This is a genomic window from Vandammella animalimorsus (assembly GCF_002285265.1).
Taxonomy (GTDB): Bacteria; Pseudomonadota; Gammaproteobacteria; order Burkholderiales; family Burkholderiaceae_C; genus Lampropedia.
The window spans coordinates 522,099-534,884 of sequence record NZ_NSJB01000001.1; the positions used below are offsets into that span (position 1 = coordinate 522,099).

Annotated in this window: 8 protein-coding genes; 5 read left to right on the plus strand and 3 right to left on the minus strand. The window is 67.5% G+C overall.

The window, feature by feature from the left end; genetic code table 11:
- Positions 1–81 precede the first annotated feature (81 nt).
- The 3 genes from carB to rsgA all read left to right on the plus strand — a co-directional run bounded on the left by carB (position 82) and on the right by rsgA (position 5,771).
- Positions 82–3,333 (plus strand): carbamoyl-phosphate synthase large subunit, encoded by a 3,252-nt coding sequence (gene carB / locus CK625_RS02285; RefSeq protein ID WP_095538621.1) that lies wholly within the window; start codon positions 82–84, stop codon positions 3,331–3,333.
- Between the two features lie 108 nt (positions 3,334–3,441).
- Complete coding sequence (locus CK625_RS02290) at positions 3,442–4,767, plus strand: M48 family metallopeptidase (RefSeq protein ID WP_095538622.1); 1,326 nt, start codon at positions 3,442–3,444, stop codon at positions 4,765–4,767.
- The gene (rsgA, locus tag CK625_RS02295; protein ID WP_095538623.1) at positions 4,764–5,771 is read left to right on the plus strand and encodes a ribosome small subunit-dependent GTPase A; all 1,008 of its coding nucleotides are present in this window, start codon (positions 4,764–4,766) and stop codon (positions 5,769–5,771) included. Before CK625_RS02290 ends, rsgA begins: the two co-directional genes overlap by 4 nt.
- Before the next feature lie 329 nt (positions 5,772–6,100).
- On the opposite strand, the gene CK625_RS02300 is transcribed toward rsgA, so the two are convergent.
- From CK625_RS02300 to CK625_RS02310, 3 genes are all read right to left on the minus strand, one after another.
- On the minus strand, positions 6,101–7,057 hold the full coding sequence (locus CK625_RS02300; protein WP_095539040.1) for a porin: 957 nt from the start codon (positions 7,055–7,057) through the stop codon (positions 6,101–6,103).
- Positions 7,058–7,415: 358 nt separating this feature from the next.
- Positions 7,416–8,240, minus strand: a complete 825-nt coding sequence (gene dapD / locus CK625_RS02305; RefSeq protein ID WP_095538624.1) for a 2,3,4,5-tetrahydropyridine-2,6-dicarboxylate N-succinyltransferase — start codon at positions 8,238–8,240, stop codon at positions 7,416–7,418.
- 139 nt (positions 8,241–8,379) lie between these two features.
- A complete protein-coding gene (locus CK625_RS02310; RefSeq protein ID WP_095538625.1) occupies positions 8,380–9,165 on the minus strand; it encodes a 3-hydroxybutyrate dehydrogenase in 786 nt (261 codons plus the stop codon).
- A gap of 187 nt (positions 9,166–9,352) precedes the next feature.
- Here CK625_RS02310 and CK625_RS02315 point away from each other — a divergent pair, with 187 nt between their 5' ends.
- Complete coding sequence (locus CK625_RS02315; RefSeq protein WP_095538626.1) at positions 9,353–10,360, plus strand: alpha/beta fold hydrolase; 1,008 nt, start codon at positions 9,353–9,355, stop codon at positions 10,358–10,360.
- Between the two features lie 107 nt (positions 10,361–10,467).
- The gene (locus CK625_RS02320) at positions 10,468–12,735 is read left to right on the plus strand and encodes a RelA/SpoT family protein (protein ID WP_095538627.1); all 2,268 of its coding nucleotides are present in this window, start codon (positions 10,468–10,470) and stop codon (positions 12,733–12,735) included.
- Positions 12,736–12,786 lie beyond the last annotated feature (51 nt).

A 12,786-nucleotide genomic window follows, 5' to 3' on the forward strand; every position in this document is an offset into this window, starting at 1 on the left:
GCCTTTTCTGTGCCCGCCGGCGTTGCCATGCCCAGGCCTTGGCCCGGCCTGCCGTTTTGTCTCTAGTGAGTCCCCCGAGTTATGCCCAAAAGAACCGACATCCAATCCATCCTCATCATCGGCGCAGGCCCCATCGTCATTGGGCAGGCGTGCGAGTTCGACTACTCCGGCGTGCAGGCCTGCAAGGCGCTGCGCGAGGAGGGCTACCGGGTCATCCTCATCAACAGCAACCCGGCCACCATCATGACCGACCCGGCCACGGCGGATGTGACCTACATCGAGCCCATCAACTGGCAGACGGTGGAGAAAATCATCGCCAAGGAGCGGCCCGACGCCATCTTGCCGACCATGGGTGGGCAGACGGCGCTCAATTGCGCGCTGGATTTGTGGCGCAACGGCGTGCTCAACAAATACCGGGTGGAGCTGATCGGCGCCAAGCCCGAGGCCATCGACAAGGCTGAGGACCGCCAGAAGTTCAAGGACGCGATGACGCGCATTGGCTTGGGCTCAGCGCGCAGCGGCATTGCCCACAGCATGGCCGAGGCCTGGGAAGTGCAAAAGACGGTGGGTTTCCCGACCATCATCCGCCCCAGCTTCACGCTGGGCGGCACGGGCGGCGGCGTGGCCTACAACGCCGAGGAGTTCGAGACCATCGCCAAGCGCGGCCTGGAGGCCTCACCCACCAGCGAGCTGCTGATTGAAGAATCGCTGCTGGGCTGGAAGGAATATGAGATGGAGGTGGTGCGCGACAAGGCCGACAACGCCATCATCGTCTGCTCCATCGAGAACCTGGACCCCATGGGCGTGCACACGGGCGACTCCATCACCGTGGCGCCGGCGCAGACGCTGACCGACAAGGAGTACCAGATCATGCGCAACGCCAGCCTGGCGGTGCTGCGCGAGATTGGCGTGGACACGGGCGGCTCCAACGTGCAGTTCGCCGTCAACCCCAAGGACGGGCGCATGATCGTGATCGAGATGAACCCGCGCGTGAGCCGCTCCTCGGCGCTGGCCTCCAAGGCCACGGGCTTTCCGATTGCCAAGGTCGCGGCCAAGCTGGCCGTGGGCTACACGCTCGATGAGCTGAAGAACGACATCACCGGCGGCGCCACGCCGGCGAGCTTCGAGCCGAGCATCGACTACGTGGTCACCAAGGTGCCGCGCTTTGCGTTCGAGAAATTCCCCCAGGCCGACGACCGCCTGACCACGCAGATGAAGAGCGTGGGCGAGGTCATGGCCATGGGCCGCACCTTCCAGGAGTCCTTCCAGAAGGCCCTGCGCGGCCTGGAAGTGGGCGTGGACGGCATGAACGAGAAAACGCAGGACCGCGAAATCCTCGAGCGCGAGCTGGGCGAGCCCGGCCCCTCGCGCATTTGGTACGTGGGCGACGCCTTTGCCGCGGGCTGGTCGCTGGACGAAGTGCACGCCATCACCAAGATCGACAAGTGGTTCCTGGTGCAGATCGAGCAAATCGTGCGCATCGAGCTGGATCTGGACAAGCTCTACGCCGAAAAGGGCCAGCAGGCCCTGGCCGCGCTGGATGAGGCCACGCTGCGCGCGCTCAAGCAAAAAGGCTTCTCCGACCGCCGCCTGGCCAAGCTGCTGCACACCGACGAGCACGCCGTGCGCGCGCGCCGCCACCAGCTTGGCGTGCGCCCGGTGTACAAGCGGGTGGACACCTGCGCGGCCGAGTTCGCCACCAACACCGCCTACATGTACTCCAGCTACGACGAGGAGTGCGAGGCCCAGCCCACCGACAAGAAAAAAATCATGGTGCTCGGCGGCGGCCCCAACCGCATTGGCCAGGGCATCGAGTTCGACTACTGCTGCGTGCACGCCGCGCTGGCCATGCGCGAGGATGGTTACGAAACCATCATGGTCAACTGCAACCCCGAGACCGTCTCCACCGACTACGACACCAGCGACCGCCTGTACTTCGAGCCGCTGACGCTTGAAGACGTGCTGGAAATCGTGGACAAGGAAAAGCCCGCCGGCGTCATCGTGCAGTACGGCGGGCAGACTCCGCTGAAACTGGCGCTGGGCCTGGAGAAGGCCGGCGTGCCCATCATCGGCACCACGCCCGACATGATCGACGCCGCCGAGGACCGCGAGCGCTTCCAGCAACTGCTGCACCAACTGGGCCTGCGCCAGCCGCCCAACGCCACGGCCCGCACCGAGGCCGAGGCGCTGGAAAAGGCCGCCGAGCTGGGCTATCCGCTGGTGGTGCGCCCCAGCTACGTGCTGGGCGGGCGCGCGATGGAGATCGTGCATGAGCAGGCCGGGCTGGAGCGCTACATGCGCGAGGCCGTGCAGGTCAGCAACGACTCGCCCGTGCTGCTCGACAGCTTCCTCTCCAACGCCATCGAGTGCGATGTGGACGCCGTGCGCGACGCCAGCGGCCAGGTGCTCATCGGCGGCGTGATGGAGCACATCGAGCAGGCGGGCGTGCACTCGGGCGACTCGGCCTGCTCGCTGCCGCCGTACTACCTCAGCGCCGAGACCATCGAAGAGCTCAAGCGCCAGACCCGCGCCATGGCCGAAGGGCTGAACGTGGTGGGCCTGATGAACGTGCAGTTCGCCATCCAGGAAAAGGAAGAGGGCGGGCAGAAGAAAGACGTGATCTACGTGCTGGAGGTCAACCCCCGCGCCAGCCGCACCGTGCCCTTCGTGGGCAAGGCCACCGGCCTGCCGCTGGCCAAGATCGCCGCGCGCTGCATGGCCGGCCAAAGCCTGGCCGAGCAGGGCGTGGGCGGGGAGGTCACGCCGCCGTACTTCAGCGTCAAGGAGGCGGTGTTCCCCTTCGTCAAGTTCCCTGGCGTGGACACCATCCTCGGCCCCGAGATGAAATCCACCGGCGAGGTCATGGGCGTGGGCAAGACCTTTGGCGAGGCCTACACCAAGGCCCAGATGGGCGCGGGTGAGCGCCTGCCCGCCAGCGGCACCGTGTTCCTGACGGTGCGCGACAGCGACAAGCCGCGCGCCGTGGCCATCGCCCGCGACCTGCTGGCCATGGGCTTCGAGCTGGTGGCCACGCGCGGCACCGCCGCCGCCATCGAGGCCGAAGGCCTGGCCGTGAAAGTCGTCAACAAGGTCGCCGAAGGCCGCCCGCACATCGTGGACATGATCAAGAACGGCGAGATCGCCATGATCATCAACACCGTGGAAGAGCGCCGCAACGCCATCGCCGACAGCCGCTCCATCCGCACCAGCGCGCTGCAGGGCCGCGTGACCATCTTCACCACCATCTACGGCGCCGAGGCGGCCGTGGAGGGCATGAAGGCGCTGTCCGACCTGGACGTGATCTCGGTGCAGGAGATGCACGCCCAGCTGTGAACCTCGCGGCCCGTGCGCAGCAAGGCCGTGTGGCTTGTGCGCGGGCGGCGATGGCGCTGAACGCCGGGCATGGGCCAATGCCCGCTTTGCTTTTTGCCGGAGGCCACGATGTCTGATTGGAGTGCTCTCGCCCCCGCCCCTGGGGCGCTGCCGCTGGCCGCACTGGCGCAGGCCTTCGTGGCCGCGCTGCTGTTGCAAACCGTGCTGGAGCTGTGGCTGGCCTGGCGCCAACGCCGCCACGTGCTGCGCCACCGCGCCCAGGTGCCGGCGGCATTCGCGCAGCGCATCACACTGGCGGCGCACCAGCGCGCTGCCGATTACACGGCCGACACGGTGCGGCTGGGCATGTGGGAGGGCGCGCTCTCGGCCCTGGTGCTGCTGGCCTGGACGCTGGGCGGCGGGCTGGACGCGCTCAACCAGGCGCTGCTGCGCTGGATGGGGCCGGGCCTGGGCCAGCAACTGGCCCTGCTGCTGGCCTTTGGCGCCATCTCCGCGCTGCTGAACCTGCCCCTGAGCCTGTACAAGACCTTCGTCATCGAGCAGCGCCACGGCTTCAACCAAATGACTTGGGCCCTGTGGCTGGCCGATGCGCTGCGCGCGGCTTTGCTGGGCTTGCTGCTGGGCGTGCCGCTGCTGGCGGCGCTGCTGTGGCTGATGCAGGCCGCAGGCAGCCTGTGGTGGCTGTGGGCCTGGGCGCTGTGGATGGGCTTCAACCTGCTCATGCTGTGGCTGTACCCGAGCTGGATTGCGCCCATGTTCAACCGCTTCGAGCCGCTGGCCGACCAGGCGCTGGAGGCGCGCATCCGCGCGCTGATGCAGGCCAGCGGCTTCAAGGCGCAAGGCCTGTTCGTCATGGATGGCAGCCGCCGCAGCGCCCATGCCAATGCCTATTTCACCGGCCTGGGCAGCGCCAAGCGGGTGGTGTTTTTCGACACCTTGCTGCGCAAGCTCGGCCATGGCGAGATCGAGGCCGTGCTGGCCCATGAGCTGGGGCACTTCAAGCACCGCCACATCGCCAAGCGCCTGGCGCTGTTTGCGCTGCTCAGCGCCCTGGGCTTTGCCGCGCTGGGCTGGCTGCTGCAGCAGCCGGCATTCTTCACGGCCCTGGGCGTGAGGCCGCAGCTCGATGCCCAGGGCGGCCTGCTGCCGCAGGCCCACAATGCGCTGGCGCTGGTGCTGTTTTCCATCGTCGCGGGCGTGCTGGGCGGGCTGCTGCAGCCGCTGTGGGCCCAGCTCTCGCGCCGCCATGAGTTCGAGGCCGATGCCTACGCCGCACGCCACAGCAGCGCGCAGCACCTGGCCGCAGCCCTGCTCAAGCTGTACGAGGACAACGCCGCCACGCTCACGCCCGATCCGCTGTACGCGCGCTTTCACTACTCGCACCCGCCGGCCAGCGAGCGCCTGGCCCGCCTGGGCCAGCAGGGGCAGGCATGAGCCGGCCTGAGTCCAGCCTGCAGCAAGGCCTGGTGGTGACCGGCCATGGCCGCCACTATGTGGTCGAGGCCAGCGATGGCTCGCGGCGCATCTGCCACCCGCGCGGCAAGAAAAGCCAGGCCGTGGTGGGCGATCGCGTGCAGTGGCTGGCCGCGCCCACCGGCCTGGACGAGGAGGGCAGCATCGAGGCCATCGCGCCGCGGCGCAACCTGTTCTACCGCCAGGACGCGGTGCGCACCAAGGCCTTTGCCGCCAACATCGACCAGGTGCTGGTGCTGCTGGCGGCCGAGCCGGTGTTCTCCGAGGAGCAATTGGCCAAATCCCTGGTGGCGGCGCAGGCCGCGGGCATCGAGGTGCTCATCGGCCTGAACAAGCAGGACGTGCAGGCCCCGTTCGAGCGCGCCTGGCAGCGCCTGCGCGCCTACCGCCAACCCTGGCCGCAAGAGGATCCGGGCGCGCCGGCCCAGCCGCTGTACCCGGTGCTGCGCCTGCAATTGGATGCCCAGCACGGCGGCAGCGACTTTGCCCAGCTGCGCCAGCGCCTGCAGGGCCGGGCCACCCTGGTGCTGGGCCCTTCCGGGGTGGGCAAGAGCACGCTGATCAACCGCCTGATCCCCGATGCGGCGGCGCAGACGGCAGAGATTTCGCGCGCCCTCAACAGCGGCCGCCACACCACCACGGTGACGACCTGGTACTGGCTGGAGCGCGCCAGCGGCACAGCGGTGCTGGATTCACCCGGCTTTCAGGAGTTCGGCCTGAACCACATCCGCCGCCAGGACTTGCCGCGCTGGATGCCCGACATCGGCCGCCACGCCACTGGTTGCCGCTTTCACAACTGCAGCCACCGCCATGAGCCCGGCTGCGTGGTGCGCGCCGCCGTGGCCGAGGACGACGACGCGCCGCCTGCCGCGCCGCAGGCCACCCCCCCCCACCAGGCCCTGCCGCCCATTGCCGCGAGCCGCTATGCGCTGTACCAGCGCCTGTTCGAGCAACTGAGCAGCTAGAGCGTGTTCTGCTCGAACGCCTACAAATCCAAAACCTGGCCGCTGACTGGCATCGCCATCTCGCAGGTCGCTCTCGTCATGCCCGCGAAGGCGGGCATCCAGCGCCACCCTGCGCACGAGAGGGGATTGGCAAACGGCAGCGCTGTCTGTCCGTGTCGCGACTGGACACCCGCCTTCGCGGGTGTGACGAGAACAGGCGGCACTTGCAGGAAATGTCTTCATGAGAATCCAAACCGCTTCAAGCCATTGAGAGCCTGAGCGGCAGGCCATAAAAAAGCCCTGCCGGCTGGGCAGGGCTTTGGACATGCAAGCGGGCAATGCCGCGCGCATCAGAACAGGTGGCGTACGCCCAGGGCGAAGGAGCTGAAGTCCTTGCCAGCGGCCGGTGCGCCGCCGTAGCTGGCGTTGCGCGCATTGTCGATGCGGGTGTAGAAGCCGTAGAGCTTGGTGCGCTTGCTCAGGTTGTAGTTGTAGCCCAGCGTGAACTGGGTGGCGCCGCTTTTCTCCAGCTTGTCATAGGCATCGGCCCAGCCCACGTTGGCGTGGAACTCCGATGCGCCGGCGAAATAGGCCGCAGCCAGGCGGGCCGAGAGGCGATCGCCCAGGCCGGCGCCATGGCCGTTCTCGTCGTACTGCAGGTAGCCGCCCAGTGCGATGCTGTCGGTGGCGTACAGGGCGCGCAGCGTGTAGGCCTCGGCCTTGCCGTGCTTGGCGAAGCCGCCGGCCAGGTCGAAGTTGCCGAACTTGTAGCTCACGCTCAGGTCGTAGGGCGACTTGCCGCTGTGGTTGTCTTCAAAGCCATAGCCCAGCTCCAGCGAGAAGCCGCCCAGCTCCGGCGTCACGTAGCCGACCTTGGCGGCATTGGGCACGATGTAGGCATACAGCGCATCGGCCGACGAGCCGGTGTCGTGGTTGTGCATGCTGATGTAGTCGGCGGTGTTGCTGTAGGCCGTGGAGTTGTAGTTGCCCAGGCGCAGCTTGCCGAAGTTGCCGCCCAGGTACAGCTCGGACTGGCGGCCAAAGCCGTCGGTGGCTGCGCCGGTGGTGGAATCGACCTTTTGCTCGTAGACGAAGCCGGCCTTCAGGCCGCCGCCCAGGTCTTCCGTGCCACGAAAGCCGATGTACGACGAGTTGCTGTGCAGGCCGGTGCTGGCCTTTTCACCCTGGAACTTCTGATGTTCCACGGTGGTGTTGATGCGGCCGTAGAGCGTGACGCTGCTTTGCGCGTGGGCGGCGCCGAAGGCCAGCAGGGGAATCAGGGCGAGGGAGAGGTGCGAGGTTTTCATGGCGGGAATCCCAAAGATTGAAACAATGCCCGGCTGCATGGGGAGGCCGGCCGGGGCGGTGTTCGTCTGCTGCGCCGCGCCTGTGGCAGGCATTGGCAATGCATCGACGCTGCCGAGTGTACGAGCGCGCCTGCACGATGCTTAAGCACTATTTGCATTTGCCCTTGCAGAGCCGCTCAAAGTGTTGCTGTTATGCAACTTGTTTGGTAATTACCCCAGTGAGATCAGGCACTTCGAGGCATTTTTTGCGAGCGATTCTCGCTGTGAAACAGCCACTTGGATCCAGCCGGACGCTGCTCCAAAGCAGCCTGAAAAAAGCGGCCAGGAGGCCGCTGAGGAGGAGGGGCGGGCAGGCGCTTCAATCGCGCAGCAGGTCGTTGAGGCTGGTCTTGGCGCGGGTCTGGGCGTCCACGCGCTTGACGATGATGGCCGCGTACAGGCTGTAGCGCCCGCCGTCCTTGGGCAGAGAGCCGCTGATGACCACGGAGCCGGCGGGAATGCGGCCGTAGCTGACCTCGCCGGTGGTGCGGTCGTAGATCGGCGTGCTCTGGCCGATGTACACGCCCATGGAGATGACGGAGTTTTCCTCCACGATCACGCCCTCGACGATTTCCGAGCGTGCGCCGATGAAGCAGTTGTCCTCGATGATGGTTGGGTTGGCCTGCAGGGGTTCGAGCACGCCGCCCAGGCCCACGCCGCCGGAGAGGTGCACGTTCTTGCCCACTTGCGCGCAGGAGCCCACGGTGGCCCAGGTATCGACCATGGTGCCCTCATCGACGTAGGCGCCGATGTTGACGTAGGAGGGCATCAGGATCGCGCCCTTGGCAATGAAGCTGCCGCGCCGCGCCACGGCCGGCGGCACCACGCGCACCCCGGTGGCGGCCAGCTGCTGCGCCGACATGCCCGAGAACTTGGTGGGCACCTTGTCGTAAAAGCCCAGCTCGCCGGCCTGCATCAGGCGGTTGTCGTTGAGGCGAAAGGACAGCAGCACGGCTTTTTTCACCCACTGGTGCACCGTCCAGTCGCCCACGCCATTGCGCGAGGCCACGCGCAGGGCGCCGCTGTCGAGCTGGGTCAGCACCTCCTCGACGGCGTGGCGCACATCGGCCGGTGCGGAAGCGGGGGAGAACGCAGCGCGCTCTTCCCAGGCGTTTTCGATCAGGGTTTGCAAGGCTTGGGTCATGGTGGTGAGAGGGAGAAAAAACAGTGAAGCAAAAAAGAGAGGGCCAGGCAGGGCTGGCCCGGGAAGGGTCCATGTGCGGCGCTGGCACGTGCGGCCCGCAGCGCGGCGAGTCTCTGAACAGGTTCTGAAACGGGCTCTCTTACTGGGCAACCCAGCCGCCGTCCATGTTCCAGGCCACGCCGCGGACGTTGTCGCCGGCGGGCGAGCAGAAGAAGGCCGCCAGCTCGCCAAGCTCCTGCGGCGTGGTAAAGCGCAGCGAGGGCTCCTTGGCGCCCAGCAACTGGGCCTGGGCCTGCTCGTTGCTGATGCCGCTTTTCTCCGCCAGGGCGTCGATCTGCTTTTGCACCAGCGGCGTCAGCACCCAGCCGGGGCAGATGGCATTGGCCGTCACGCCAGTGGTGGCCGTCTCCAGCGCAGTCACCTTGGTCAGTCCAACCACGCCATGCTTGGCCGCCACGTAGGCCGATTTCTCCACCGAGGCCACCAGGCCATGCACCGAGGCAATGTTGATGATGCGCCCCCAGTTGGCCTGGCGCATGGCCGGCAGCGCCAGCCGCGTGGTGTGGAACACGCTGCTGAGGTTGATGGCGATGATGGCGTCCCAGCGCTCGGGCGGGAAGTCCTCGATGCGGGCGGTGTGCTGGATGCCGGCGTTGTTGACGAGCACGTCCACGCGGCCGAATTCCTTTTGCGCGTAAGCCATCAAATCCTCGATCTCGCCCACCTTGCTCAGGTCTGCGCCGTGGTAGGCGGTGCGGATGCCGTGCGCCTGGCCGGCCTGCTCGATGGCGCGGCGCGGCGCGTCGGCATCGCCAAAGCCGTTGACCAGGATGTTGGCGCCCTGTGCGGCCAGCACCTGAGCAATGCCCAGGCCAATACCGCTGGTGGAGCCGGTGACCAGTGCGGTTTTCCCTTTGAGATGCATGACAAGCCTCCGTATCGGTTGCAGATTTCAGGTTGCGGATTTCAATTAGGATGTGCGCGAAGCGGCCCGTCTGGTGCGGGGCCGTGGCATGGAAAATCTTTGCAGGCCGCATTCTCGCAGCTTTGCCGGCTGTGCTGCTGCGGCCTGCCCGAAAGCCTGTGCAAGGCCCTGACTGGAGGGAAAAGGCATGTCCGAATTACAGCATGAGCACTCAACTGGCACCGCCCGCGCGGCCTGGGCCGCCGATGCGCCACCGCCAGCGCAGTTGCGCCACGTGCAGTGCCCAGGCGCCAGCAAGGCCGGGCCGCACGGCGCGGGCAATGCGCAAAGTCATCGCATGGCCTACTGGGATTGGCCCGCAGCCGATGATGCGGGCAATGCCCACCTCATCGTCTGCGTGCATGGGCTCACGCGCAATGGCCGCGACTTTGACGTGCTGGCGCAGCGCCTGCGGCGCAAGGCGCGCGTGATCTGCCCGGACGTGGTCGGGCGCGGGCGCAGCGATTGGCTGGCCGATGCCCACGGCTACCAGATCCCCACCTATGTGGGCGACATGCTGGCGCTGCTGGCCGAGCTGGCACAACAGGCCCAGGCGCAGGGCCAGCCCATCGCCCGCATGGATTGGGTCGGCACCAGCATGGGCGGGCTGATCGGCCTGGGGCTGCTGGCCCAGCCAAGCCTGCCGCTGCCGCTGGGGCGGCTGGTGCTCAACGACGTGGGGCCGAGCATCGAATGGCAGGCGCTGCAGCGCATCGGCAGCTACCTGGGCCAGCCGCTGCGCTTTGCGGACCTGCAGCAAGGGGCCGAGTACCTGCGGCGCATTGCCGTGGGCTTTGGCCCGCACAGCGACGCGCAGTGGCTGGCGCTGTCGGCGCCGATGCTGCGCAGCGATGGCGCAGGCGGGCTGGCCCTGCACTACGACCCGGCCATTGCGCAGCCCTACCAATCCTTCACTCAGGAGGCCGCCAGCGCCGGCGAGCAGGTGCTTTGGAGCCTGTACGATGCGCTGCGCCTGCCCACGCTGCTGCTGCGCGGCGCGCAGTCCGATCTGCTCAGCGCCGCCACCGCCCAGGCCATGACCCGGCGCGGCCCGCAGGCGCAGCTGGTGCAGTTCGAAGGCGTGGGGCATGCGCCCACGCTGGTGCAGCCCGAACAGCTGGCCGTGGTCGAGCAATTCCTGCTGGGCGAGGCCTGAACAAGAGCCTTTGCGCCTTTGTGCTTTTGCGCGCGCAGCTTGTCCTATAGTGCGCACATTGCGCCCGACGCGGCACGCGGCGCACGCCACGGACTTCACGGTTTGCTATGAACTCCCCCCTTGCAGAGACCCCTGCGCTGCCCCTGGACGGGCTTGGCGCCGCTGCCCCGGCGCCGCCGTTGCTGTTGAGCGCGGCAGCGGCCATGCTGCCCAGCCAGACGGACATGCTGGCGCGCGCGCGCGCCTTTGCCCAGCCGCTGCTGGCCGGCGAAGTGCTGCGCAATGGCGAAGGGGTGCTGGCGCATGCCGATGCAGTGGCCGCGCTGCTGCAGGGGATCGGTGGCTCCGAGGCCATGCAAGCGGCCACCTATCTGATCTATGCCTCGTTCCACCTGCACCAGCCGCAAGAGGCCATTGCGCGCCGCTTTGGCGAAACCTATGCGGCGCTGGCGGTGGAGACCTCCAAGCTCATGCAGGTGCAGGGCCAGGCGCGCAGCGGCTCGGGCGCGCGCAAGCAGGGCGAGGCCAAGATCGAGCACACCGAGACGGTGCGCAAGATGCTGCTGGCTTTCTCGCGCGATCTGCGCGTGGTGCTCATCCGCCTGGCCTCGCGCCTGCAGACGCTGCGCTACCACGCCAGCAGCAAGGCGCCCATCGACCCGCTGCTGGCCGAGGAAAGCCTGTACGTGTTCGCGCCGCTGGCCAACCGGCTGGGCATCTGGCAGTTCAAGTGGGAAATCGAGGATCTGGCCTTCCGCTTTCTGGAGCCCGAGACCTACCACGAAGTGGCCGGCAAGCTCGCGGCCAAGCGGCGCGAGCGCGAGCAGTACATGCAGCAGCTGTGCGACCAGGTGCGCAGCCAGCTGCAGCAAAGGGGCGTGCAGGCCGTCGTGCAGGGCCGGCCCAAGCACATCTACAGCATCGTCAAAAAGATGCGCGGCAAGTCGCTGGCCTTCGAGCAGCTCTTTGACCTGCGCGCCATGCGCATCATCGTGCCCAGCGTGCCCGAGTGCTACGAGGCCCTGGGCTGGATCCACACGCACTTCACGCCCATCGAGGCCGAGTTCGACGACTACATCGCCAAGCCCAAGCCCAACGGCTATCAATCGCTGCACACTGTGGTGCGCGACGCGCAGGGCCGGGCGGTGGAAATCCAGATCCGCACCCAGGCCATGCACGAGCACGCCGAGACCGGCGTGGCCGCGCACTGGGCCTACAAGGAAGCGGGCACCAAGGGCTATGCCGGCGTGTCCGCCAGCGGCGAGTACGACGCCAAGATCGCCGTGCTGCGCCAGCTGCTGGCCTGGGAGCGCGAATTTGCCGACAGCGACGAAGTGCGCGCGCTGGGCCTGTTCGATGACCGCATCTACGTGCTCACGCCCAATGCCTCCATCGTCGAGCTGCCCAAGGGCGGCACGCCGCTGGACTTTGCCTACACCGTGCACACCAGCCTGGGCCACCGCTGCCGCGGCGCCAAGGTCGATGGCGCCATGGTGGCGCTGAACACGCCGCTGCAAAACGGCCAGACGGTGGAAATCGTCGCCGCCAAGGACGGCGGCCCCTCGCGCGACTGGCTCAACCCCGAGCTGGGCTATCTGAGAAGCAACCGCGCGCGCAGCAAGGTGCGCGCCTGGTTCAACGCCCAGTTGCAGCAGCAAACCATCGCCAAGGGCCGCGAGGTGGTGGAAAAAATCCTGCAGCGCGAAGGCAAGACGGCGCTCAAGCTCGACTCGATCGCCGAGCAGCTGGGCTTCAAATCGGCCGATGCCTTCTTCGAAGTCGTGGGCAAGGACGAATTCTCACTGCGCACGCTCGAAGCCCTGCTGCGCCCCGCGCCGGGCGAGGAGCCGGGCCAGGCCAGCGGCGACACCGTGGTGCTGCGCAAACCGCGCAGCGGCGGCAGCGGCAAGGTGCTGGTGGTGGGCATGGACTCGCTGATGACGCACCTGGCCAAATGCTGCATGCCGGCGCCGCCCGACGAGATCGGCGGCTTCGTCACGCGCGGCAAGGGCGTGGCCATCCACCGCAGCAATTGCAGCAACTTTCAGAAAATGCGCAGCACCTCGCCCGAGCGCCTGATCGAAGTGCAATGGCGCGACAGCGCAGCCGCCGCCGGCAGCGCCGAGGCGGGCGGCAAGGCCCTGTACCCGATGGAAATCCACGTGCAGGCCCAGGACCGCCAGGGCCTGCTGCGCGACATCTCCGACGTGCTCACGCGCGAGCGCACCAACGTCATCGGCGTGCAAACGCGCAGCCACAAGAACAACACCGCCACGATGGTCTTCACCGTGGAAGTGCACAGCGCCACCCGCCTGCAGGGCGTGCTCGCCGCCGTCGCCCAGGTGCCCGGCGTGCGCACGGCGCGGCGGCGCTGAGGGCCAAGCGCCTGCCCTCGAAATCCTCGCGTCGGCGCAAGCGCCGGCGCT

Coding starts and splice junctions, on each gene's coding strand:
- CK625_RS02290 (WP_095538622.1), top strand. CDS start 3,442: ATGTCTGATTGGAGTGCTCTCGCCCCCGCCCCTGGGGCGCTGCCGCTG.
- dapD (WP_095538624.1), bottom strand. CDS start 8,240: ATGACCCAAGCCTTGCAAACCCTGATCGAAAACGCCTGGGAAGAGCGC.
- carB (WP_095538621.1), top strand. CDS start 82: ATGCCCAAAAGAACCGACATCCAATCCATCCTCATCATCGGCGCAGGC.
- CK625_RS02300 (WP_095539040.1), bottom strand. CDS start 7,057: ATGAAAACCTCGCACCTCTCCCTCGCCCTGATTCCCCTGCTGGCCTTC.
- CK625_RS02310 (WP_095538625.1), bottom strand. CDS start 9,165: ATGCATCTCAAAGGGAAAACCGCACTGGTCACCGGCTCCACCAGCGGT.
- CK625_RS02320 (WP_095538627.1), top strand. CDS start 10,468: ATGAACTCCCCCCTTGCAGAGACCCCTGCGCTGCCCCTGGACGGGCTT.
- rsgA (WP_095538623.1), top strand. CDS start 4,764: ATGAGCCGGCCTGAGTCCAGCCTGCAGCAAGGCCTGGTGGTGACCGGC.
- CK625_RS02315 (WP_095538626.1), top strand. CDS start 9,353: ATGTCCGAATTACAGCATGAGCACTCAACTGGCACCGCCCGCGCGGCC.